This is a genomic window from Pedobacter sp. GQ55, from assembly GCF_059758925.1.
On the sequence record NZ_JCAXEI010000001.1, the window covers coordinates 993,968 to 1,015,339 of the forward strand.

Consider the following 21,372-nt stretch of genomic DNA (forward strand, 5'->3'; position numbering starts at 1 on the left):
ACACCTGTCTAGTTATCCTTTCTTTATGATAATGTGTGTAGCATTCTCTCCGGCCACTCTTTGTACCTGATTGTAGCCAAGAGCCGCCATATCCATTCCCGAAAATAAGTGTTCTCCTGAACCTAAGAAGACAGGTGAAATTGCTAGATGTAGCTCATCAATATGGCCTGTTTGTAAGTATTGCCTTATCGTTGAAACCCCGCCACCGATACGAATGTCTTTTCCGTTCGCGGCTTTTTTGGCTTCTTCCAACGCAGATTCGATACCATCGGTAACAAAATAAAACGTTGTTCCTCCTTTCATGATCACAGGTTTTCTAGCGTGATGCGTTAAAACAAATACTGGAACATGGTAAGGTGGTTCCTCGCCCCACCAGCCCTTCCACTCATTATCTGGCCATGGTCCACGAACGGGTCCGAACATATTTCGCCCCAGTATCCAGGCGCCCATGTTCTCGAACGACTTCTCCACGAATTCATTATCTGTACCATCACTTCCTTCATCTTTACCTATCATCTTCCCAAACATTCTTGTTGGAAAAATCCAGTTGTGAAGTTCCTCGCCTCTTATTCCCAAAGGATTAGTTAGATCTTGTTTGGTGCCTGCACCAAATCCATCTAGCGAAATAGAAAAACATGCAACTTTTACTTTACTCATACTGGTATTCATTTTCAATTGTGTTTTGAGGTATTGATTTAACTTATGTACCCGCCTTTCTCTTTTAATAATACAAATTTCGCTAGAAAAATTAATTTTTGGTGGTGTATATACGACTAAATAAGGGCAGAATACGACAAATTCCTTTTTTTATCCTCTTTAAATTTCTTCGATAATAGTACATTTGCGGGTACTAAAGAAAACTTCTCATATGGGGAGTTTTTTTAATTTGTATAGAGAACTGTAGAGATTATGACCGAAACAGAATACCTGGAATTTTGTAAAAATCAAATTACAGGCCCATTAAAAGAGGAAGATATTATTACCATGCTAACTGCATGGGGGGCTATTAATTATTCACTTGGTTACAAAAATGCCTTACTTGATCACGATATTGAGGCGAAAGAGTGACCTCGATGTGAGGGTTTTTGCCTTTTTGAAGAATTGTTATTGAAGCTGTAGCGTTACGGCTAATGTACTCGTATACATCAATAACAAACCAGCACTTTGATTATGAAAATCTTGACAACTACAATTTCAGTATTACTTTTATTTTCCCTTAGCTTCTTCTCCTGTAAAAAAGACAGGAATGTAAATCCCGAAAATCTTATAAAGGGAAACTGGGAGGAAATGGACCTGAACGGACTGAGGCGATCCCTGAATTTCGCCAACGACAATAGCTTTTTTCTTACTATTGGCCTTAGCGATGGAAGTAGCACCCGGTTCATCGGAACTTACCAGATCCAAGGCGACAGATTAAACATAACTACTACTGAAAAGCTGGAGCAGGAACCAGGAAAACCAGTTCAAAGGACCCCTACAAATTACGCACTTTACGAAAATGCCACCTTTAGTATTGCTGGCGACACCCTTAAACTGAATTACATTAGCTACCCCGCTGACGCCCCGGTTAACACACCTGCAAAATTCCGTAGACTGATCACGATCGACGAGGGTGGATTGACACCATAAATTTGCTATACGAGTACTTGTTTATACGTTTTCTATGCTTGTTAGTGACAAGGGTTTTAAGTAAATTCGATAGATGTCGAAATAAAAACATCAATAATGAAAAACTTAGCAACATTTAATTTATCGGTGCCTCCGCCAGTGTTAGATGATTTAAAAGATCGATTGAAAAATACCCGCTGGCCTGGTGAGGCGGAAGGCTCCGACTGGAACTTTGGTACCAGCGAAACTTATATGAAAGAACTGGTGAATTACTGGATCAATAAGTACGATTGGCAAAAACAAGAAGCGAAACTCAATAAATACCAACAGTACATTGCTGATGTGAATGGTGTGAAAATTCATTTTCAGTATATTAAAGGGAAAGGTAATGACCCCAAACCGCTTCTACTGACCCACGGCTGGCCGGATAGTTACTATCGCTTTCACAAAATCATTCCATTATTAACCGAAGGTGATCAAAACTTTGATCTGGTTATCCCATCTATTCCAGGTTTCGGATTTTCTGAAAAGATTGCTCTGTCCAGTGAAGCAGTCGCTGATTTATGGAAAGTATTGATGACCGAAAAGTTAGGTTATCAAGAATTTTATGCTGCCGGTGGCGATGTGGGAATGGGAGTTACCAAAGCATTAGCGTCTAAATATCCCGGGGTAGTCGCCGGTGTACATTTTACAGATATTGGTTATCCTATGGGACAGGAGGATCCTAATACTATGACAGAGGCTGAAAAGCAATTTCAGCAATTTGTCCAACAGTGGTGGTACAGTGAAGGCGCATATGCTATGCTACACTCCACTAAACCACAATCAATAGCCTACGGTTTGAACGATTCGCCTGTTGCACTTGCTGCTTGGATAATTAGCTTTGGCAACGCCGGTGCTTCTCCTGAGATTTTAGAAAAGGCATTTGGCGGAAGGGATGAATTGCTCACTAATGTTATGATTTATTGGATAACACAAACCGTAGCTACTTCCGTTAGAATGTATAAAGTGGATGCTATAGCGCAATGGAATGGCTCGAAACCATTGCAGAAAAGTAATGTGCCCGCAGGTGTAGCCATATTCCCAAGGGAAGCACAGTTTCCCAAAGAATGGGCAGAACGTTTTATAAATGTGGTCAGCTTTAAGAAGATGAAAGAAGGTGGGCATTTTGCTGCACTGGAAGTGCCCGATATTTTTGCTGAAGAATTAAGAACCTTTTTTTACAGTATTAGTTAGTAAGTAATATCGGAACTAATGAATGAAAGCTGAATTTTTGATCTTTTAATCTTGAACTGCCTGCATCTGGTCGGTTGCGTACCAGATACGGGTAGATAGGTAAATTACCCTTTTGCAGCATCTTCCAGATCTTTGATTATGATCTTGGTCATCTTCATCATTGTATCCATTACGCGTTTGGCTTTATCTGCATCTTTATCTTGTAAAAGTTGCCCTAATATAGCCGGCGATACCTGCCATGATAAACCAAATTGATCTTTTAACCATCCACACTGTGATGTTTCACCGCCTCCAGCTACAAGGTTTTTCCAGTAGTAGTCAATTTCTTCCTGTGTATTGGCCTCAATAGCAAAGGAAACTGACTCGTTAAATTTGAACTGTGGGCCTCCGTTTAACAATATAAACTGTTGATCTTCTATTTCCATATCTACGGCCAGTATTTCCCCGCCAAAACCAGGTGCATCTTTTGGATAATAGCTGGTATTAAGCACTTTTGATTTTTTAAATACGGAGGTGTAAAAGTCAATTGCCTCTTTAACATTATGGTCTAACCACAAACAGGGTCTTATCTTTTTCATATTTTTTGATTTAAAATAATAGCATCTGATATTGAAACAACTTTTTCGTTCACCTGGTTTCAAAAAATAATCTTTAAAAATCAAAAACTAATGATGGTCACCAACCGACTCTCGTGCTATCCTCATCTCGTCCTGAGTAAATTATCAATGACCGATCCTTAGCTGTGGTCGAGATGATGGGATTGGGGATAGGGCGATGTTGTTTTGCTATGCCTAATACTTTGGCCGGTTTGTTAATTGGAAAGTGTTTTATTAATTTCATCTTATGGCTAAAAATAAAACTGTTGCCACAAATCTGGATGTTCGTGATTTCCTGGAAAAAGTGGCAGATTCTCTAAAGCGAAAAGATTGCTATCTGATCGCTGCACTGATGGAAAAACAGACGGGATATGAACCTAAAATGTGGGGGACCTCAATTGTAGGCTTTGGTAGTTATCATTACAAATATGCCAGTGGTCATCAGGGAGATGCCCCGTTGATCGGATTTTCTCCGCGAAGTACTGCTATTGTTTTGTATATGGCTTGTGATTTTGAAGATAAAGAAAACTTGCTGCTGCAATTGGGTAAGCATAAAATAGGGAAAGGCTGTATTTATCTTAAAAAACTGACCGATGTTAATATACAAGTATTAACCAAGATGATAGATCAATCAGTGGCGTATATGAAAAGTAAATAAGGTGTAGAAGAAATGGTAATAACAATTGATCAAAATATCAGACTGGAGCAAACAGCCGTGAAGCATGCAGAAGGTTTGTTGGAAGCTATAAACAGCAGTCGGGCGCAATTATCTGAGTTTTTACCCTGGGTGCCCAACATGCAATCTGTAGGGAACCTTATCACTTACATCAGGAAATGTGAGCAGCTTTATGAACAGGGCCTTGAAGTCAGCTTTGTGATCATGCTTGATGATCAGCCAGCAGGCAGAATTGGCTTGCATTATTTGAATGTTTTTAATCAAAGTGCAGCAATTGGCTACTGGTTGGCAGAAAGTGCACAAGGCCGCGGTATCATGATCCGGTCTTGTAAGGCATTAATTGATTATGGTTTTAAGGAACTGGCATTACATCGTATTGAGATCAAAGCAGCTACTTTGAATTTGAAAAGTCAGGCAATTCCATGCAAACTGGGTTTTCAGCAAGAAGGGATTTTAAGGCAGTCAGAAAAGGTGAATGGAAGATTTTTAGACCTGGTTTTATATTCGATGCTCCATGAGGAATGGAATATGAATTCCTAATAAATGATTTAAGCGCAAGTTTTCCATTATAATGCTATTTTTGGAAAAAGTAATAGCTAACCCCATAACTCAATTTTAGATTGAAAACACTAGTATTAGGAGCATCAGGACAACTAGGACAATGTCTTAAGGCAGTTGCCACAAATAGAAATGTTAATACATTAGACTTCCCGGATGAAAGTGCAGCAAATATCCTTGATGTTGAGAAACTAAAGGCATTGTTTGCCGAGAAAAAACCGGCATATGTAATCAATTGTGCTGCTTATACGGCTGTTGATAAAGCTGAAGATGATGTGGATCTGTGCAGATTAATAAACAAGCAGGGGGCATTAAATATCGCTTTGCTCTGTAAAGAATTTGGTGCTAAATTAGTTCACGTTTCTACAGACTTTGTTTTTGAAGGCGCTATTCCGGAATTATTAAAAGAAGATGATTTAGCAAAACCCATTAGCATATATGGCCTGACTAAGCTTGAAGGCGAAACAGATATTATAGATAATCTGAATGAACATTACATTATTCGTACCAGCTGGTTATACTCTGAGTATGCAAATAATTTTGTGAAAACCATGTTGAAACTGGGAGCGGACCGTGATGAGTTAAATATCATTGCTGATCAGATTGGCTCACCAACTTATGCTATTGATTTGGCCGGTGCGATTTTGGATGTTATTGCTTCTGGTAAAACGGAATATGGGGTATATCATTATAGTAATGAAGGATCAATCTCGTGGTTTGATTTTGCAAAAGGAATTTTTGACATCAGTAATACACAAGTAAAGGTTGGCCCAATTCCAACTTCTGCTTATCCAACAAGAGCTCGCCGACCTAAGTTCTCTGTAATGGATAAAACAAAGATCAAAGCAACTTTTGGAATCGAGGTACCTTATTGGAGAGACAGTTTGATTAAGTGTATTGAGCGATTATCTGTACTGGATAAAGCCTAAACGTGCGGTAAATAAATCGTGATATAAAAAAAGAACGGAATTATGTAAATGTTTTTCCGTTCTTTTTCCAATCTTTGAGCTATAATGAAAAGAACACTGCTTACCATACTTGCCATTTTCTACCTGGGTGTCTCCAGTGGGGCAGCTGTGCATTTTCATTATTGCATGGACAAGCTGGTAAGCTGGAGCATGACAAAACAATCTGGCAAATTATGTGATTTCTGTAAAATGCCTTTGGCCGAATCTAAAAAGAAATCATGCTGTAAAGATGTTAAGCACGAGGTTAAGGTTGAGAGTTCTCAAAAAGTAAATCAAGCGGTTTATAAATTTGATCAGCCGTCGGCAGCCATTATATTACCCGAATTATTTCTTAATTATCAGGCCATGGTGCCTGTTAAAATTATAAGGGAAGCATTAAGCAATGCACCACCTAACGGACAGCGTGTGCCTGTTTATCTAAAAAACTGTACCTACAGAATATAATACCCTCTTTCTTTTCTAATGCCTGGCACATTCGTGCCCCGGTTGCAGCATTACTGTAACCCCAAATTTATTTATATCATTTTCTTTAAAACGTATTAAGATGAACTCATTAAGATCTCTTTTGGTAGTCGGCTTGACTTTCCTTGGTAGTGCTGTATTTGCACAATCTAAAACCGAAAAAATTAACGTATCAGGAAACTGTGGGATGTGTAAAAAAAGCATTGAAACTGCCCTTAAAATTGATGGTGTTAATACAGCTGTATGGGATGTAAAATCTAAAATATTAACGGTAAGCTACGATAGTACCAAAATTACAACTGAAGGCATTCAACAAAAAGTTGCAGCGGCAGGGCATGATACCCAGAAGGTTACAGCCAAACAAGAAAATTATAGCAAACTACCTTCATGCTGCCAATACGATAGAAAGAGTACAGACAAAAAATAACTAAAAGAAAGAGGGTTATTATAAATGGTACATAAAATTATAGAATGGTCGATGCGCAATAGATTTATTGTGCTGGTACTTTCCGCAGGGTTATTTATATGGGGAGTTTTCTCCGTACAAAAAAATCCAATAGATGCGATTCCTGATCTTTCAGAAAATCAGGTGATCGTATTTACAGAGTGGATGGGCAGATCGCCACAGTTAATTGAAGATCAGGTGACTTACCCGCTGGTAACCAATTTGCAGGGGATTCCTAAGATTAAGTATGTGAGAGGTTCTTCCATGTTTGGGATGAGCTTTATCTACGTGATTTTTGAAGACGATGTTGATGTTTATTGGGCCAGAGAGCGGGTTTTGGAACGGATCAGTACCATATCCCGAACCTTGCCAGAAGGTGTATCTCCGCAACTTGGTCCTGATGGAACGGGAGTGGGCCACGTATTGTGGTATACCTTAGATGCTCCGGAAATGGACTTGGGCGAGCAGCGTGCAATACAGGATTGGTATGTAAAGTTCGCTTTGCAAACCGTTCCCGGAGTAAGTGAAATTGCCTCATTTGGTGGCTTTCAGAAACAATATCAAATCTCGATAGACCCAAACAAGTTATTGTATTATAAACTTACTGTGCCTCAGGTAATAGCTGCAGTTAGGAGTAATAATAACGAGTCGGGCGGGCGAAAGTTTGAAATGAGCGACATGGGCTATATCATTAAAACATCGGGCTACCTCAAATCCATTCAAGAAATTTCGAATATCCCGGTAAAGAATCAGAACGGTACACCAATAAGAGTATCTGATCTGGCTACGGTTCAGATGACTGGAGAAACCAGATTAGGCATATTTGATCAGGATGGTAAGGGCGAACGTGCAGGCGGTATTGTAGTAATGCGCTATGGCGAAAACGCTGCGGAGGTAATTGATCGGGTGAAAGAAAAGATGAAGGAAGTGTCAAAAGGCTTGCCTAAGGGTGTAAAATTTGATATTGTGTATGATAGAGGTGAACTGATTAAAGAATCTGTAGACTCCATAAAAAACACTTTGATTGAAGAGATGATCGTAGTATCCCTAATCGTATTTGTATTCCTCTTTCATTGGCGCAGTGCACTAAGTATCATTATACAAATTCCTATTACAATTGCCGCAAGTTTTATCCTGCTCAATGCCTTTGATATTTCGTCCAACATTATGTCCCTAACCGGTATTGCACTGGCCATTGGGGTAATTGTAGACAATGGAATTATCATGAGTGAAAATGCTTATAAGCATTTGGCAGAGCGATACGAACAGTGGGAAAAGGATCAAAATAAAACGACAGCATCATGATGAACTGGTTTAAAAATATGTTTCGCAAATCTCCGGATTGGATTAGCGAAGAAGATCGCCTCGCGGTGATCACTAAATCCAGCAAACAGGTATCCAGAGGTGTATTCTTTGCTACGGTAATTATCATAACCTCTTTTTTACCGGTATTTATGCTCACCGGACAGGAGGGTAAATTGTTTCACCCGCTGGCTTATACCAAAACATTTATCATGATTGTTGATGCTTTTTTGGTGATTACACTGGCTCCTGTACTGATCTCCTTCTTTATGAAAGGGAAATTCAGACCTGATCATGCAAACCCGGTAAATAGGGTTTTAGAAAAAGTATATGAACCAATTATCAGAACGGTATTGAAATGGAGAAAAACAACTATTGCCATTAATATCATCGCTTTGCTAATCACAATTCCTTTGCTTAAAAATCTAGGAACGGAGTTTATACCACCATTAGATGAGCAAAGTATTTTGTTTATGCCGGTAACCTTGCCTGATGTTTCAAATGCAGAGGCTAAACGGATATTACAGGTGCAGGATAAGATTATTAAATCCATACCTGAGGTAGATAAGGTTCTTGGAAAAGCGGGAAGAGCAAATACCGCTACAGATAATTCGCCGATTAGTATGATCGAAACGATCATTACATTAAAACCAAAAAGTGAATGGAGGAAGGGCATCACTAAAAAGGATATTGTGGCGGAGTTGGATGCCAAGCTTCAAATTCCGGGTGTGGTAAACGGGTGGACACAGCCGATCATCAACAGGATCAATATGTTGGCTACCGGTATCCGTACCGATGTCGGAATAAAAGTATTCGGACAAAACCTGGATACTATTGCTTCGGTATCAGAAAAGGTAAAAGCAGCATTAGAAGGTACGCCTGGGGTAAGCGATTTATTTGTAGAGCCCATTACAGGTGGTAAATACCTGTCTATTGATGTAAAAAGAGAAGAGTTGGCCAGGTATGGCTTAAACGTAGACGACGTTAATCAGGTTGTTGAAAGTGCACTTGGTGGAGCAACTATTGGTAATACCATTGAAGGCAGACAGCGTTTTTCTATCAGCGTACGCCTTGCTCAGGAATACCGTAACAGTGTGGAGCGCATTAAAAGAATCCCTCTTCAATCAGCTTCTTTTGGTGAAGTTCCTTTATCGGCAGTTGCCGATGTGAAGTTTGAAGATGGCCCGCCAATGATCAGCTCCGATAATGCTATTCTTCGTGGTGCTGTAATGTTTAACGTTCGCGATAGAGACTTGGGCAGCACGGTTAAAGATGCAATGGAAAAGCTGAATAAAGAGAAGGGCGTTCTTCCCGAGGGTTATTTTCTGGAATGGAGCGGCCAGTATGAAAACCTGATAAGGGGTAAGCAAACATTGATGTGGATTGCTCCGGTAGTTTTGGTGATCATTTTCTTCTCTCTTTATTTTGCATTTCGCTCTATAAGAGAGGCATTTTTAAGTCTGATCACTGTTCCTTTTGCCTTAATTGGGGGTGCTTACATGATTTATTTCTGGGGAGTGAATTTGTCTGTTGGCGTAGCTGTAGGTTTTATAGCCCTGTTTGGGATTGCTGTGGAAACGGGGATTGTGATGGTAATTTACCTCAATGATGGGATGCAACAACTGATCAAATTAAAAGGTAATTCGAGCGAGACAATTACCAAGGAAGACCTTAGAGAATATGTAATTCATGGTGCAGCAAAAAGGTTGAGACCCAAGCTTATGACGGTTTGTGTGTCGCTATTCGGATTGGTACCGGTGTTATGGGCCAGTGGTGTTGGGGTAGATGTAATGCAACCAATAGTGCTGCCAATGATAGGTGGGGTGCTAACCTCTTCTACACACATCCTGTTGGTTACACCACTTATCTTTTTAATGTCCAAAGAGTATGAATTGAGGAAATATGGAAAACTGGAGGTTCACGATGTACATCATTAAAAAATTAACATGGATATTGTTGCTGCTGCCATTTTACACAACAGCACAACAAAGAGAGGTGCTTTCGTTGGATACGATTTTGCACCGTATAGATAAAAATAACCTGTTGCTGCAATCGTATGGTTTAAAGGCCGAGAGCTATAAACATACCGCTAAAGCGGCAACTGCCTGGATGGCACCAATGATTGGTGTGGGTACATTTATGACCCCTTATCCCGGTCAGGAACTTATGGACGATAGGGATAAAGGATCTGTAATGATACAGCTGGAACAGGATATTCCAAACCTATCTAAATTAAACGCCAACAGGCGCTATATCGAATCGAAGGGTAAGGCAGAGAATGAAACCCGTGGCATTACCTTAAATGAATATAAAACGCAGGCAAAGCGGTTGTATTTCGGTTGGCTGGTTTCAGTACAAAAAATAGAAGTGCTGAAACAGAATGAAAAAATCATGCAAACCATGAAGAAGATTGAAGAAATCAGGTATCCCTTTAATCAATCGAAATTGGGTAGCGTGTATAAAACCACCGCAAAACTTGAGGAAAACAGAAATATGATCCGCATGCAGGAAGGTGATATTGCTAAATCCAGGGCGTGGTTAAATAGTTTAATGAACCAGCCGGGAAATGCAGATATAGCTATTGATACTAGTTATCACCCAAAGTTTGTGCAGGCAAATGCTATTGATACCGGGAGTTTGGCACTGGCCAGAAATGATATTAAGAAGATGGATTACAATATCCAATCCATGCAGCTGAATATTGAAGCAATGAAAAAGCAAAGCAGACCCGATTTTAAGCTGCGGTTCGATCATATGTCGCCTTTAACCAAGATGATGCCGAAGGCTTTTAGTGTAATGGGGATGGTAAGCATTCCGATTGCCCCATGGTCTTCAAAAATGTATAAATCAGAAGTAAAAGGAATGGAATATGAAGTGCAGGCGATGGATAAAGAAAAGGCTGCCATGTTACAGGAAACCCAAGGAATGCTCTATGGTATGCAATTCGAAATCCAATCCATGCAAAAGCGTATTGATGCTATGGAAAGCAAGATTATTCCAACACTGCAAAAATCACTGGATGTGAACTTTTTAAATTACCGTGAAAATAAAATGGAACTCCCTGAGGTAATTGATTCATGGGAAGCACTTACTATGATGCAAACCAGTGTTTTGGACGAGAAATTGAAACTTTATTTAATGATAGCCGATTATGAGAGAGAATTATATCGCTAAGCGGCATGCCTACGGATGGGTTGCAATGGTGTTGATCGGCGCCTTGATAATTAGCTCTTGTAACAGAGGTAATGACCATAAGCACGTGAATCATGATGATCCTGGTGTTGTAAATATTGACAGTAACCTTTCTCACTTGCTGAAACCCTCAAATGAGCAGGTCGTATCTACACTCCCTGTAATTAAGGCTGAATATGGCACCAAAATATTTACAGTAGAGGCCCAGGGCATAATCAATTACGATACAAGAAATCAGAACAGCATTGCAAGCAGAGTGAGTGGAAGAATAGAACGATTGCTGATCAAATACAATTACCAGCCTGTTAAAAAAGGGCAATTGATAATGGAGGTTTATTCTCCGGACCTGGCTGCCGCACAACAGGAATTACTATTCCTAAAGGGCACAGGAACTGATCAGATGATGCTCCAAGGTGCAAAGCAGCGATTGATGTTGTTGGGGATGAGTGCTGCAAGTATTAATCAGCTAATAAAAACAGGAAAGGTAAACTACCGCATTCCGGTGTATAGCAATGCTGATGGGTACATACTTGAAAAATCTGCGGCACCAGTCGCTTCACCAAGTGTAGCTGCACCATCATCTGGTAGCGACGGAATGGACAATATGGGAGGTGGAGGAAGCTCATCTGCCGCTACTCCTGCAAGCGCAGTGCCTGTAAATTCTCCTGTATTTTTACGCGCCGGACAATATGTGAGTGCCGGCCAATCGCTTTTTACCATTTATAATGCTAACCAACTGATCGCTGAATTCTCCTTAAAGCCTGCTCTGGCATCGCTTATAAAAAAGGGAGATCGATTTTTATTCTATAAAACTGCTGATAAAGGTACTATTCAGAATGCTAGTATAGGTATGATACAGCCCGTTTTTAAAGATGGGGTGAACTTTACTATTGCCCGCACTTACCTTAATAAACCAAACTTTAGGGTAGGTGAGCTACTTACTGCCAGAATTCCTGTACTGCTGCCGGCCTCATGGTGGCTGCCGGAATCTGCCGCAGTATCACTGGGTAATAAAACAGTGGTTTTTAAAAAGGAAGGTAATGTGGTTACCCCTAAAGTTGTAAAGTCGGGGATTACCATTGCCGGGATGATACAGATTAAAGAAGACATCAGCAGCTGGGAGGTAAGCAAAAAAGCAGCTTATTTGGTAGACAGCGAAAGCTTCATAAAAATGACTGAGAACAAAGGAAATTAAGTTATGGAACGGAAATTATTTATAAAAAAGATTGCCTTACTGGCTTTGGTTCCATCGATATTCATTGCTGCCTGCAGCAGTGAGGATAAATCAAAGGGTAAAATGACTGCAGCGAAACAGCAAACGTTTACCTGTCCGATGCATCCACAGGTGATAAAAAATGAGATGGGTACTTGTCCGATCTGCGGAATGGACCTGGTTCGATTTGAAAAAAACAGCAATGAAAAGGTACTGAAAATAGATGAAAAGCGACAAGCCCTGGCAAATATTACTACTATGTTGATTGGCGAAGGTAACCTTTCAGGAGCTAAGCAGCTTAATGGAAGGCTTACCGTTAACCCCGAGCAAAGCAGTTATATCTCTAGCAGAATTGCCGGCCGAATAGAGCAATTGTACATAAGGGAAACCGGTGTTAAGGTTGGTAAAGGGCAACCTTTATACAAGCTTTATTCAGAGCAGTTGGCTACACTTCAGCAGGAATACCTGATGGCAATAGCCCAGGAGAAAGAATTCCAGGGAGATAAAATAGAACGGCAGATTGTTGCCGCTGCAAAACAGAAACTACTGTTGTACGGGCAATCTGAAAGTCAGATACAGCAGCTTGTTAAAATTCAAAAGAAGGATCCATATGTAGTTTTTTATGCACCCGAGGGTGGTGTGGTTGCTGAGTTATCAGTAACTCAGGGTCAGTATGTAACAGAAGGGAGTCCGATTTTAAGACTGGAAGGATATGGCCAGTTATGGGTTGAGGCCGATGTTTATCCAAACGAGGCAAAAAATATAAAGATGGGGCAGAAAGTTAAAGTAGTTATTGCCGGATGGGAAGATCAGCCACAGGAAATGACAATTAGCTTTATTACTCCATCTCTTCAATCCGGAACGCAGCTTACACAGATCAGGGGAAGTATTGCTAATCCTCAAAATCAATGGCAGCCTGGCCTGCAGGCAAATGTTTTTTTGCCTGCAGCAGGTAAAAGTAATGTGTTGACTTTACCGGTTGATGCGGTTATAAGAGATGGTAAAGGCATGCACGTGTGGGTTAAAAATGGTAAAGACAGCTTTGAGCCCAGATTGGTAAAAACAGGACAGGAGAATAATAATGAAGTAGAAATTTCCGAAGGCCTGAAAAATGGAGATCAGGTTGTCGTAACAGGAGCTTATCTTTTATATAGTGAGTACATCCTTAAAAAAGGAAAAAATCCTGTTGAAGGACTAAAAATAAAATAATAATAGACACACAATCATTAAAAAAGAAGAAGATGAAAACAGTAACTAATTTCGTTATCACTTTGGCAGCAGTAACCTTATTTACTGCATGCAATAACCCGCAAAAAACAGCAGAATCAAATGCGCATGAAGGTCACAATCATGCCGCAGGCGAAGGGCATGGTGCAGCTACAGAAAAGAGTACCGCTGCGGTAAGTTTAAAAGACGATAAATTAAATGCGGTTTATCAGCATTATGTTCATTTAACCAACGCACTTGTTAAAGGCGACCTGGCTGAGGCAAAGGTGGCAGCCAATGCAATTGAGTTAGGTTCAAAAGATTTAGCTAATGGCGCTTCTTTAGCAACACTAGTAGCAAAAATAGGATCAGCAACTGATATTGATGCGCAGAGAATTGCATATGCTGAATTGAGCACAAACTTTATAGAAAGAGTAAAGGCATCTGGTTTAAGTTCCGGTGAGGTATATGTAGATTATTGCCCAATGGCTTTGAATGATAAAGGAGCATCGTGGTTAAGCAACCAAAAAGAGATTAAGAACCCTTATTTTGGTGAAAACATGCTCGCCTGTGGTGAAGTAAAAGAAACTATAAAATAATTGAGATTGGTTTCTATATATTTATGGAAACCAATCTCAAAATGAAATCATTCCCTTTTATCACCTTAGGCCAAAGTCTGGTTCTTTTACGGGTATTTACTTGTATGTTGTTCTTTGCTCATGCCATTGTTCGAATTACTGGTGGAACTATTGAGCGATTTGGGGGCTTTCTAAACGGTAAGGGCTTTGTGTACGGCACCGCTTTTGTTTGGGGAATTACTGCATTTGAAATAATGGGAGGGCTATTGCTCCTTGCCGGATATTTCAGGAAATGGATTTCAATAGGATTCATCATAATGCTTGCCATTGGTATTATAATCATACATGCAGAAAATGGTTGGTTTGTTGGCGAACATGGAGCAGGAGGGATTGAATACAGTGCAATATTGATCGTATGCTTTATTGTAATTGCGGCCGATGATTCAAAAAAGTAAACGATGAGCGGCTTTAATATTTAACCCTGATGGCAGATTTTTATCTGAAAAGCATTTGCCGGATTACTTACAGTCATCATCTTAAACTCATCGCGTGTAACCCCCAATTCAAATAAGGAGGGTTTTAGTACTCCAAAAATGGTATGGTAAGGTGTTGAGTTGCCATTTTGAAAAGCGTTGAAAGCAGCTTTCCCACCTTCATCTGTAACGGCAAAACCATCATCATGAGAAATTAATACTTTATGTAACAGGCCTTCACCTTTTAATCTGTAAATATGATTTCGATATTGAACAATGGAATCTCTGTCTTCATTAATGCCATCTAAACTAATCCAACAACCTTTTTTAGCCAGTTCAACATGGAAAAATCCTGTTGTATCATTTTGTGCATGTACCCATATTAAAGCCTCCGGACTCACTCCCGCTTTCATGAGGATCTCGATTTCCTCACGTGCAGCGGCACCATTTCCTGTATGAATGGCTATTTTTAAACCACTTTTTAGGTGGGCAATTGCTGCGGCTTTAATCAGCTTTTCTTCAATGGGTTTCAGTGGTGCACTATCTACTCCAAGTTTTATAAAACCAGGCCGGATATCGGTTCCATCAATACCATTGTCCCATTCTTTTAACCATCTTGCCGCTAACTCTTCACTAGTCTCTGTAAAGGCGTGTTTGGGTAAGTATTTCTGCCCCACTGCTGCATAATAACCTGTATTGGTTATGATGTTAATGCCACTAGCTTTTGAAAGTAATCTTAGTAATTTTACATTTCTGCCGATATGGGCAGGAGTACACTCAATAATGGTATTGATGCCGGATTTTTTAGCTGCTTTTAAATAAGGAAGCAATAGGTTTGCCGTTATTTCATTGTCATATTCCGGACGCGTATCAGGCTCTGCACCTTTAAAATCGGTAACAATGTGTTCATGTGGTAAGGTAAGTCCCATCGCGTTTGCCTCAATTTTGCCATTTATAGTCATTACAAAACCTTTTTCAGCGCTCGAAGATTCTCCGGCAAGAGTCAGGAAATTAGGATATAAACTGATAAATCCTGCAAAACAAGAAAGAGATATAAACTGACGTCGCTCCACACACAAAAATAATTTAATTACCGGTATTTTTATAAGTATTTGGTATGTGGCAGTTAATACTTAGACAGACATGATGTCTATGCTTTAGCTATGGCTCGGGAATGGACATTAGACCCTTTGAAGTAAATTATGATGCAATTTGAATTGTATCTGTTTTTATTGTTGAAATATAAAACAGATGTTTTTCTTTTTATGTAAGTTTATAAAGTAAAAAAACTTTCTTTGCTACTATAATTATTCCAATTAATGAAGCGCTTCAAATTTTTTGTGCCCTTTATTCGCGAGAACGGAAAGATCATTTCCAGCTATATTTTTACTCTTTTTTTTATTGGTCTTGCTATTTGGTTTATTAAGCAGGAGCGCGGCGAAATACATCACGTAAAGCAACTGCTTATAACGGCAAAATGGTGGTGGTTAACTGCGGGTATGTTGTTGAGCGTAGTTTATGTATTTATTCATGGAATGATGTACCGATCGTCATTTGCAGCGGTATCGAGCAAGATCTCAGTAGCAGATGGCACCATCCTTTTTTTAAAACGGAACTTTGTAAGTGTCTTTTTGCCGGCAGGAGGGGTCTCATCGTTAGCCTTTTTTAGTACGCCAATAGAAAGGAAAGGTTTAAGCAGGTCGCAAATTAATTTTGCTTCATCTATATATGGCTTTGTGGGCATTTTGTCAGTACTGGTAGTTGCTATACCTGTATTTGTTTATGGCGTTTTAGAGGGAACTTTAGGTCAGGGCGAGTGGTTTGGCTTGTTAGCAGCCCTGTTGTTAATTACTGGTATTTATTTGTTGTACAGGTCGGTTATAAAAAAAGGAGTAGTTTATAAGCTCATTGTTAAATATCTTCCTACCGTTGAAGTATTTGCTGCGGAGTTTAGAAACAATAAAATTAAACGTAAATATTTTCTTTCAACATTCGTTTACAGTATGCTGATAGAAGTTGTTGGCATTATTCACATCTATATTGCGATGGTGGCATTAGACATGAACCCGTCTTTAATTTTTGCTACTATCAGCTACGTAGTTGCGGTTGTGTTTTTAATTATCTCTCCTTTTTTAAGGGGACTTGGCGCTGTAGAAGCCTCTATGGCTTTTATTTTAATTAGATTGGGTTACTCAAATGCGGCGGCAGTTTCAATTACATTACTGTACCGCTTTATGGAGTTTTGGATTCCACTGGGTCTTGGTGCCTTAAGCTTCCTCCTTAAAATTAATAAACTATTAATGAGAATTGTACCTGCCTTGCTACTGTTGCTGTTGGGTATCATTAATATTGTTTCTGTACTTACTCCTGCAATCCACTCGAGGCTTGCATTTCTTAAAGATTTTCTCCCAATAGAGGCCATTAGAGTATCCAATTACTTTGTACTTGTTGCCGGATTGTTTCTGCTGGTGACAGCCGCATTTATGCTTAAAGGATTGCGAATGGCATGGTACTTTGCGGTTGCTTTGTGTATACTTTCGTTGGTAGGGCATTTAACTAAAGCAATAGATTATGAAGAGGCAGGGTTTTCGATAATTGTGCTGGTTATTTTAATGGGGTCAAGAAAAGAGTATTACATAAAACACAATTCCAGGTTAAGGTTCATTGGCATTCAAACAACTTTATTAAGTATCCTGGCTGTTCTGCTTTATGGTGTTATTGGATTCTATTTCCTTGATGAAAAACATTTTGATATTGACTTTAGCTGGCTGCAATCCATCGGATATACTTTACAAAATTTTTTACTAGTTGGCAGCGCTGATTTGGTACCGCAAGATGCGTTTGCCAGAGGTTTCCTTTTTTCAATTAACATCAGTGGATTCTTATCTATAGCCTTCTTAATTTATACACTGATCAGGCCATATATTTTGAAAATGGATACTTCAGAAGAGGAATTTGAAGCGGCTAAAGCTGATCTGGAAAAATATGGTAATTCAGCAATTGATTATTTCAAAACTTATAGAGATAAGCTGATTTACACCACAGATGAATTTGAAGGATTTATTGCCTATCGGATAGCTGGTAATTTTGCTGTGGTTTTGGAGCTTCCGGTTACACTGCCAGAGAACAGACAGGACTTTATCAAATCGTTTGACCGATATTGTATGGAAAGCGGGATGAAAAGCCTTTATTACAGGGTGTCGGAAGAAAGCCTGGATGATTTTGTTTCGTTGGGTAAAAAGCGGCTTTTTCTGGGGCAGGAGGGCGTAGTTGATCTGACCACTTTTTCTTTAGAGGGGGGAAGCCGAAAGTCTATCAGGAATGCATTAAAAAAAGTTTCAGATCAGGGATTCCACACAAAGATCTATAATGGTCCTATAAAAGATGGTTTGCTTCAAAAGCTTAAATCTGTATCTGACGAGTGGCTTAAAGAAACAGAACGCGAAGAAATAGTGTTTTCGCAAGGTATATTTATATGGGATGAATTGAAAAATCAAACTATAATCACGGTAGAAAACACAGAAGAAAAGATTGTTGCCTTTTTAAATGTAATACCTGATTATGTAAAGGGCGAGGGAACTTACGATTTAATCAGAAAAACTGCCGATGCTCCTAATGGTGTTATTGATTTTATTATGGTAGCCTTATTCAACCACCTTAAGGAACAGAATTATAGTGCAGTTAACTTAGGTTTTGCCCCTTTGTCGGGCCTTACAACACCGCATAATTTTACCGAGCGATCTATGAGATTTGCTTACGAAAAGATCAGGTCATTTTCTCATTACAAGGGACTGCGCGCATCAAAAGAGAAGTTCTCGCCGGTATGGCAAAATAAGTATTTGATATATGATCAGGATTATGACCTTTTGCAGGTTCCCAATGTTTTAACTAAAGTAATTAAACCCTAATGATGAAAAGATGCGTTGCCTTATGCTTTATGCTAATCTGTTTGTGGATAACAAAGGGCGTAGCTGGCGAAATTGACTCCGTAACGTATAAGAAGTTTGGTTTAATAACCGTATATCACCCTACCGGAACACCAACCTCTGTTGCCTTATTCGTTTCAGGAGATGGCGGCTGGAAGAATGGAGTTATTAATATGGCAAAAAATATTGCCAATCAGGGAGCATTGGTGTTAGGTATTGATGGCAAACGTTATGGTAATTATTTATCAAAAGTGTCTGCTCAGTGCTTATATCCGGCAGCAGATTTCGAAGAACTGAGCCTTTTTATCCAAAAGAAGTATAAATTAACCAACTATCATAAGCCAGTACTTCTCGGCTACTCATATGGGGCTGTTTTGGTATACGGAATATTGGCACAAGCTCCTGCAAATACATTTAAGGGCGCTATAGCTTTAGGCTTTTGCCCTGATATTAATATTAAAAAACCTATGTGTAAGGGCGCCGGTCTCACACAGCATGTTTTAAAACCAGGAGTTTCTTATTATCTGGAAGCTACAAAAAGCTTAACGGCTCCATTTATTGTATTAAATGGAGTGAAAGATCAGACTTGTCCATTTGATGCTACTGCTGCTTTTTTAAAGGGTATGCCTATGACTGAACTTGTAACATTGACAAAAGTAGGGCACGGATTCTCTATCGCTAATAACTGGCTTCCTGATTTTAACGCAGCATATAAAAAAGTATTGGCTGCCCCATCCTTTAATGAACAAAAATCTGCTTATGATTTCTTTAAAACTACACAACCAAAAGCCTATTCCGGTGAAATGCCATTAACGTTGGTCCCATCGGGTAAAAAGAATAATCTGCCGTTCGTTTTTATGATCTCTGGCGATGGTGGCTGGACCAGTTTTGATCAATCCCTAGCCGAATCAATGGCATCAAAAGGACTATCGGTAATTGGGCTTGATGCACAAAAATATTTTTGGAATGCTAAGACTCCAGAGGGTGTAGCTGTAGATTTAAGCAAGGCTATTGCTTATTACAAACAGGAGCTTGGAAAGGAAAACTTTGTACTCGCGGGGTACTCTTTTGGTGCTTCGGTTGTTCCATTTCTGGCAAGTAGGTTGTCGGCAGATTTGAAAGGCGATTTAAAAGCAGTTTTTTCACTTTCTCCCGATGTGACGGCCGATTTTGAAATTCATATTGCAGACATGCTTAGCATTGGACGCTCGAATGATAAATATGATGTAATTGCTGAAATGAAAAAGATCAAATCATTAAAACCCCTGTGTATTTTTGGGGCAGAAGAAGATGCTGATGTTAAGGATAAATTTGTGAGAAATGGCATCAAAGTAACCTCCATTCCCGGCACTCATCATTTTAATGATGATTATGCGGCCATTTCTTCTGTTCTTTTAAAGGAGCTGGTAGAATAAGTTTTTTTCTTATTCTTTGGCTGATTTGTTACCTTTAAGAAACACTAACTTATGATGATGAAATATTTTTCGCTGCTGTTGCTTTTCACGGCAATATCTTTCTCTGGTTTTACACAAAACAAGGATGCCATCCTTGGAAAATGGATCAATTCAACCCGTGAGGCTCATGTAGAAATCACCCAAAAGGGAGATAAATACTTTGGTAAAATAGTTTGGCTCAAAGAAACTAAAGACGACAAAGGAATTGTTAAAACGGATTTAAAAAATCCTGATGCAAGCTTGAAATCAAGACCCATACTAGGATTAGAAATACTTAAAAATTTTGTTTTTGCAGGGAGTAAATGGACTGACGGGACTATATACGATCCTAAGTCGGGTAAGACCTATAGCTGCAACATGACACTTAAAGATAACGGTCAGCTAAACATGAGAGGATATGTAGGTATCTCTTTAATTGGCAGATCAGAAGTTTGGAAAAGAGTTAAATAATGAAAAAACTAATCTGGTGCCTACTTTTTTTGCCCTTATTAGGGTATGGGCAAACCTATGAATTAACGCCTTTAACAGGTGGTACAAACACAAGCTTACGAGGCATGTCTATTGTTTCTGATCAGGTTGCCTGGGTAAGTGGTAGCAATGGCAGCATTGGAAAAACTATTGATGGAGGTGCAACCTGGCAATGGATAATGCCGGCTGGGTATGAAACGCTCGATTTCAGAGACATTGAAGCCTTTGATGCTGATAGGGCCATAGTTGTAAATGCGGGCGCTCCTGCGTTTATTTTACGTACAAAAGATGGTGGTAAAACATGGACTGAGCATTATAAGAATGTCGACTCTGCAATTTTTCTCGATGGCATGGACTTTTGGGATGAGCAAACAGGAATGACGTTTGGTGATCCCATCAAGAATAAGATGCAGCTGCTGAGAACAAGGGATGGTGGGGCATCGTGGACAGATGTTTCAACTAATCTGACAGTAAACATGGCTTCCGGTGAAGCCAGCTTCGCGGCCAGCGGATCTACCATAAAAACAATGGGTAAGGGGAAAGTGTGGATTGCTACGGGGGGCGCTGTATCTAATATTTACTTTTCAAACAATTATGGATATACCTGGAAGGTTTTTAAATGCCCTATTTTACAGGGGGAAAGCAGTACCGGCCCGTTCTCTATCGCATTTTTTGATAAGAACAAAGGAATAGTTGTAGGTGGAAATTATTTGAAAGATAAAGAGAATGCCAATAATGTGTTGTTGACCAACGATGGAGGACAGCGCTGGAAGAAACCGCTAAAACCTGTAAGCGGTTTCCGTTCGGGAGTTACTTATGTAAATCCAAAGCTATTACTGGCAACTGGCACATCTGGTACTGATGTATCTAAAGATGGGGGACTGAACTGGCATAATATTTCCTCCTCAAGCTTCAATGTGGTCCAAAAAGCAAAAAAGGGTAAGCTTATTCTTTTAGCGGGAAACAAGGGAGAGATTTATAAACTTACAATTGGAGCGAAATAAAACGAAA

22 protein-coding genes are annotated in these 21,372 nt (G+C 39.6%); 19 read left to right on the forward strand and 3 right to left on the reverse strand.

Annotation, left to right across the window (positions count from 1 at the left end):
- Window positions 1–12: 12 nt before the first annotated feature.
- Window positions 13–657 (reverse strand): dihydrofolate reductase family protein, encoded by a 645-nt coding sequence (locus AC6CH7_RS04200; protein WP_498261485.1) that lies wholly within the window; start codon window positions 655–657, stop codon window positions 13–15.
- A gap of 252 nt (window positions 658–909) precedes the next feature.
- Between AC6CH7_RS04200 and AC6CH7_RS04205 the strand changes: the two genes are divergently transcribed.
- From AC6CH7_RS04205 to AC6CH7_RS04215, 3 genes are all read left to right on the forward strand, one after another.
- Window positions 910–1,068 carry a hypothetical protein gene (locus AC6CH7_RS04205; protein ID WP_498261486.1) on the forward strand — a complete coding sequence of 53 codons (159 nt, stop codon included), beginning with the start codon at window positions 910–912 and terminating at the stop codon, window positions 1,066–1,068.
- 102 nt (window positions 1,069–1,170) lie between these two features.
- A complete protein-coding gene (locus AC6CH7_RS04210; protein WP_498261487.1) occupies window positions 1,171–1,629 on the forward strand; it encodes a hypothetical protein in 459 nt (152 codons plus the stop codon).
- A gap of 96 nt (window positions 1,630–1,725) precedes the next feature.
- The gene (locus AC6CH7_RS04215; protein WP_498261488.1) at window positions 1,726–2,844 is read left to right on the forward strand and encodes an epoxide hydrolase family protein; all 1,119 of its coding nucleotides are present in this window, start codon (window positions 1,726–1,728) and stop codon (window positions 2,842–2,844) included.
- Window positions 2,845–2,948: 104 nt separating this feature from the next.
- On the opposite strand, the gene AC6CH7_RS04220 is transcribed toward AC6CH7_RS04215, so the two are convergent.
- Complete coding sequence (locus AC6CH7_RS04220; RefSeq protein WP_498261489.1) at window positions 2,949–3,422, reverse strand: VOC family protein; 474 nt, start codon at window positions 3,420–3,422, stop codon at window positions 2,949–2,951.
- A gap of 265 nt (window positions 3,423–3,687) precedes the next feature.
- On the opposite strand from AC6CH7_RS04220, the gene AC6CH7_RS04225 reads away from it, so the two are divergent.
- From AC6CH7_RS04225 to AC6CH7_RS04280, 12 genes are all read left to right on the forward strand, one after another.
- On the forward strand, window positions 3,688–4,098 hold the full coding sequence (locus AC6CH7_RS04225; protein ID WP_498261490.1) for a DUF1801 domain-containing protein: 411 nt from the start codon (window positions 3,688–3,690) through the stop codon (window positions 4,096–4,098).
- Window positions 4,099–4,110: 12 nt separating this feature from the next.
- On the forward strand, window positions 4,111–4,656 hold the full coding sequence (locus tag AC6CH7_RS04230; RefSeq protein ID WP_498261491.1) for a GNAT family N-acetyltransferase: 546 nt from the start codon (window positions 4,111–4,113) through the stop codon (window positions 4,654–4,656).
- An 80-nt stretch (window positions 4,657–4,736) separates the two neighbouring features.
- The gene (gene rfbD / locus AC6CH7_RS04235; protein ID WP_498261492.1) at window positions 4,737–5,603 is read left to right on the forward strand and encodes a dTDP-4-dehydrorhamnose reductase; all 867 of its coding nucleotides are present in this window, start codon (window positions 4,737–4,739) and stop codon (window positions 5,601–5,603) included.
- An 84-nt stretch (window positions 5,604–5,687) separates the two neighbouring features.
- Window positions 5,688–6,086: an HYC_CC_PP family protein gene (locus tag AC6CH7_RS04240; protein WP_498261493.1), complete on the forward strand. Its 399-nt coding sequence runs from the start codon at window positions 5,688–5,690 to the stop codon at window positions 6,084–6,086.
- Window positions 6,087–6,186: 100 nt separating this feature from the next.
- On the forward strand, window positions 6,187–6,531 hold the full coding sequence (locus tag AC6CH7_RS04245) for a heavy-metal-associated domain-containing protein (RefSeq protein WP_498261494.1): 345 nt from the start codon (window positions 6,187–6,189) through the stop codon (window positions 6,529–6,531).
- 24 nt (window positions 6,532–6,555) lie between these two features.
- A complete protein-coding gene (locus AC6CH7_RS04250; protein ID WP_498261495.1) occupies window positions 6,556–7,854 on the forward strand; it encodes an efflux RND transporter permease subunit in 1,299 nt (432 codons plus the stop codon).
- Window positions 7,851–9,788 carry an efflux RND transporter permease subunit gene (locus AC6CH7_RS04255; RefSeq protein WP_498261496.1) on the forward strand — a complete coding sequence of 646 codons (1,938 nt, stop codon included), beginning with the start codon at window positions 7,851–7,853 and terminating at the stop codon, window positions 9,786–9,788. The genes AC6CH7_RS04250 and AC6CH7_RS04255 overlap by 4 nt, the downstream gene beginning before the upstream one ends.
- Entirely contained in the window at window positions 9,775–11,025 is a 1,251-nt protein-coding gene (locus AC6CH7_RS04260; RefSeq protein ID WP_498261497.1) for a TolC family protein, read from the forward strand. Before AC6CH7_RS04255 ends, AC6CH7_RS04260 begins: the two co-directional genes overlap by 14 nt.
- Window positions 11,003–12,238, forward strand: a complete 1,236-nt coding sequence (locus AC6CH7_RS04265) for an efflux RND transporter periplasmic adaptor subunit (RefSeq protein WP_498261498.1) — start codon at window positions 11,003–11,005, stop codon at window positions 12,236–12,238. Before AC6CH7_RS04260 ends, AC6CH7_RS04265 begins: the two co-directional genes overlap by 23 nt.
- A gap of 3 nt (window positions 12,239–12,241) precedes the next feature.
- Window positions 12,242–13,465, forward strand: coding sequence for an efflux RND transporter periplasmic adaptor subunit (locus tag AC6CH7_RS04270; RefSeq protein WP_498261499.1), 1,224 nt, complete (start codon window positions 12,242–12,244; stop codon window positions 13,463–13,465).
- Window positions 13,466–13,497: 32 nt separating this feature from the next.
- Window positions 13,498–14,061, forward strand: a complete 564-nt coding sequence (locus AC6CH7_RS04275; protein WP_498261500.1) for a DUF3347 domain-containing protein — start codon at window positions 13,498–13,500, stop codon at window positions 14,059–14,061.
- Between the two features lie 41 nt (window positions 14,062–14,102).
- Window positions 14,103–14,495 carry a DoxX family protein gene (locus AC6CH7_RS04280; RefSeq protein ID WP_498261501.1) on the forward strand — a complete coding sequence of 131 codons (393 nt, stop codon included), beginning with the start codon at window positions 14,103–14,105 and terminating at the stop codon, window positions 14,493–14,495.
- A gap of 20 nt (window positions 14,496–14,515) precedes the next feature.
- Here the strand turns inward: AC6CH7_RS04280 and AC6CH7_RS04285 are convergent, their stop codons facing one another.
- Window positions 14,516–15,586, reverse strand: coding sequence for a phosphotriesterase family protein (locus AC6CH7_RS04285; RefSeq protein ID WP_498261502.1), 1,071 nt, complete (start codon window positions 15,584–15,586; stop codon window positions 14,516–14,518).
- Between the two features lie 246 nt (window positions 15,587–15,832).
- Here AC6CH7_RS04285 and AC6CH7_RS04290 point away from each other — a divergent pair, with 246 nt between their 5' ends.
- The 4 genes from AC6CH7_RS04290 to AC6CH7_RS04305 are packed head-to-tail and all read left to right on the forward strand — an operon-like array spanning window position 15,833 to window position 21,365.
- Window positions 15,833–18,421: a phosphatidylglycerol lysyltransferase domain-containing protein gene (locus AC6CH7_RS04290; RefSeq protein ID WP_498261503.1), complete on the forward strand. Its 2,589-nt coding sequence runs from the start codon at window positions 15,833–15,835 to the stop codon at window positions 18,419–18,421.
- Window positions 18,421–19,854 carry an AcvB/VirJ family lysyl-phosphatidylglycerol hydrolase gene (locus AC6CH7_RS04295; RefSeq protein WP_498261504.1) on the forward strand — a complete coding sequence of 478 codons (1,434 nt, stop codon included), beginning with the start codon at window positions 18,421–18,423 and terminating at the stop codon, window positions 19,852–19,854. Before AC6CH7_RS04290 ends, AC6CH7_RS04295 begins: the two co-directional genes overlap by 1 nt.
- A gap of 57 nt (window positions 19,855–19,911) precedes the next feature.
- On the forward strand, window positions 19,912–20,343 hold the full coding sequence (locus AC6CH7_RS04300) for a DUF2147 domain-containing protein (RefSeq protein WP_498261561.1): 432 nt from the start codon (window positions 19,912–19,914) through the stop codon (window positions 20,341–20,343).
- A complete protein-coding gene (locus AC6CH7_RS04305; protein WP_498261505.1) occupies window positions 20,343–21,365 on the forward strand; it encodes a WD40/YVTN/BNR-like repeat-containing protein in 1,023 nt (340 codons plus the stop codon). The genes AC6CH7_RS04300 and AC6CH7_RS04305 overlap by 1 nt, the downstream gene beginning before the upstream one ends.
- Window positions 21,366–21,372 lie beyond the last annotated feature (7 nt).

Excerpts from the sequence above, each read along its gene's own strand:
- AC6CH7_RS04250 (WP_498261495.1), top strand. The coding sequence starts at position 6,556 with ATGGTACATAAAATTATAGAATGGTCGATGCGCAATAGATTTATTGTG.
- AC6CH7_RS04200 (WP_498261485.1), bottom strand. The coding sequence starts at position 657 with ATGAGTAAAGTAAAAGTTGCATGTTTTTCTATTTCGCTAGATGGATTT.
- AC6CH7_RS04300 (WP_498261561.1), top strand. The coding sequence starts at position 19,912 with ATGAAATATTTTTCGCTGCTGTTGCTTTTCACGGCAATATCTTTCTCT.
- AC6CH7_RS04290 (WP_498261503.1), top strand. The coding sequence starts at position 15,833 with ATGAAGCGCTTCAAATTTTTTGTGCCCTTTATTCGCGAGAACGGAAAG.
- AC6CH7_RS04260 (WP_498261497.1), top strand. The coding sequence starts at position 9,775 with ATGTACATCATTAAAAAATTAACATGGATATTGTTGCTGCTGCCATTT.
- AC6CH7_RS04240 (WP_498261493.1), top strand. The coding sequence starts at position 5,688 with ATGAAAAGAACACTGCTTACCATACTTGCCATTTTCTACCTGGGTGTC.
- AC6CH7_RS04265 (WP_498261498.1), top strand. The coding sequence starts at position 11,003 with ATGAGAGAGAATTATATCGCTAAGCGGCATGCCTACGGATGGGTTGCA.
- AC6CH7_RS04220 (WP_498261489.1), bottom strand. The coding sequence starts at position 3,422 with ATGAAAAAGATAAGACCCTGTTTGTGGTTAGACCATAATGTTAAAGAG.
- AC6CH7_RS04255 (WP_498261496.1), top strand. The coding sequence starts at position 7,851 with ATGATGAACTGGTTTAAAAATATGTTTCGCAAATCTCCGGATTGGATT.
- AC6CH7_RS04225 (WP_498261490.1), top strand. The coding sequence starts at position 3,688 with ATGGCTAAAAATAAAACTGTTGCCACAAATCTGGATGTTCGTGATTTC.
- AC6CH7_RS04230 (WP_498261491.1), top strand. The coding sequence starts at position 4,111 with ATGGTAATAACAATTGATCAAAATATCAGACTGGAGCAAACAGCCGTG.
- AC6CH7_RS04295 (WP_498261504.1), top strand. The coding sequence starts at position 18,421 with ATGATGAAAAGATGCGTTGCCTTATGCTTTATGCTAATCTGTTTGTGG.
- AC6CH7_RS04270 (WP_498261499.1), top strand. The coding sequence starts at position 12,242 with ATGGAACGGAAATTATTTATAAAAAAGATTGCCTTACTGGCTTTGGTT.
- AC6CH7_RS04275 (WP_498261500.1), top strand. The coding sequence starts at position 13,498 with ATGAAAACAGTAACTAATTTCGTTATCACTTTGGCAGCAGTAACCTTA.
- AC6CH7_RS04245 (WP_498261494.1), top strand. The coding sequence starts at position 6,187 with ATGAACTCATTAAGATCTCTTTTGGTAGTCGGCTTGACTTTCCTTGGT.
- AC6CH7_RS04305 (WP_498261505.1), top strand. The coding sequence starts at position 20,343 with ATGAAAAAACTAATCTGGTGCCTACTTTTTTTGCCCTTATTAGGGTAT.
- AC6CH7_RS04280 (WP_498261501.1), top strand. The coding sequence starts at position 14,103 with ATGAAATCATTCCCTTTTATCACCTTAGGCCAAAGTCTGGTTCTTTTA.
- AC6CH7_RS04215 (WP_498261488.1), top strand. The coding sequence starts at position 1,726 with ATGAAAAACTTAGCAACATTTAATTTATCGGTGCCTCCGCCAGTGTTA.
- AC6CH7_RS04210 (WP_498261487.1), top strand. The coding sequence starts at position 1,171 with ATGAAAATCTTGACAACTACAATTTCAGTATTACTTTTATTTTCCCTT.
- AC6CH7_RS04205 (WP_498261486.1), top strand. The coding sequence starts at position 910 with ATGACCGAAACAGAATACCTGGAATTTTGTAAAAATCAAATTACAGGC.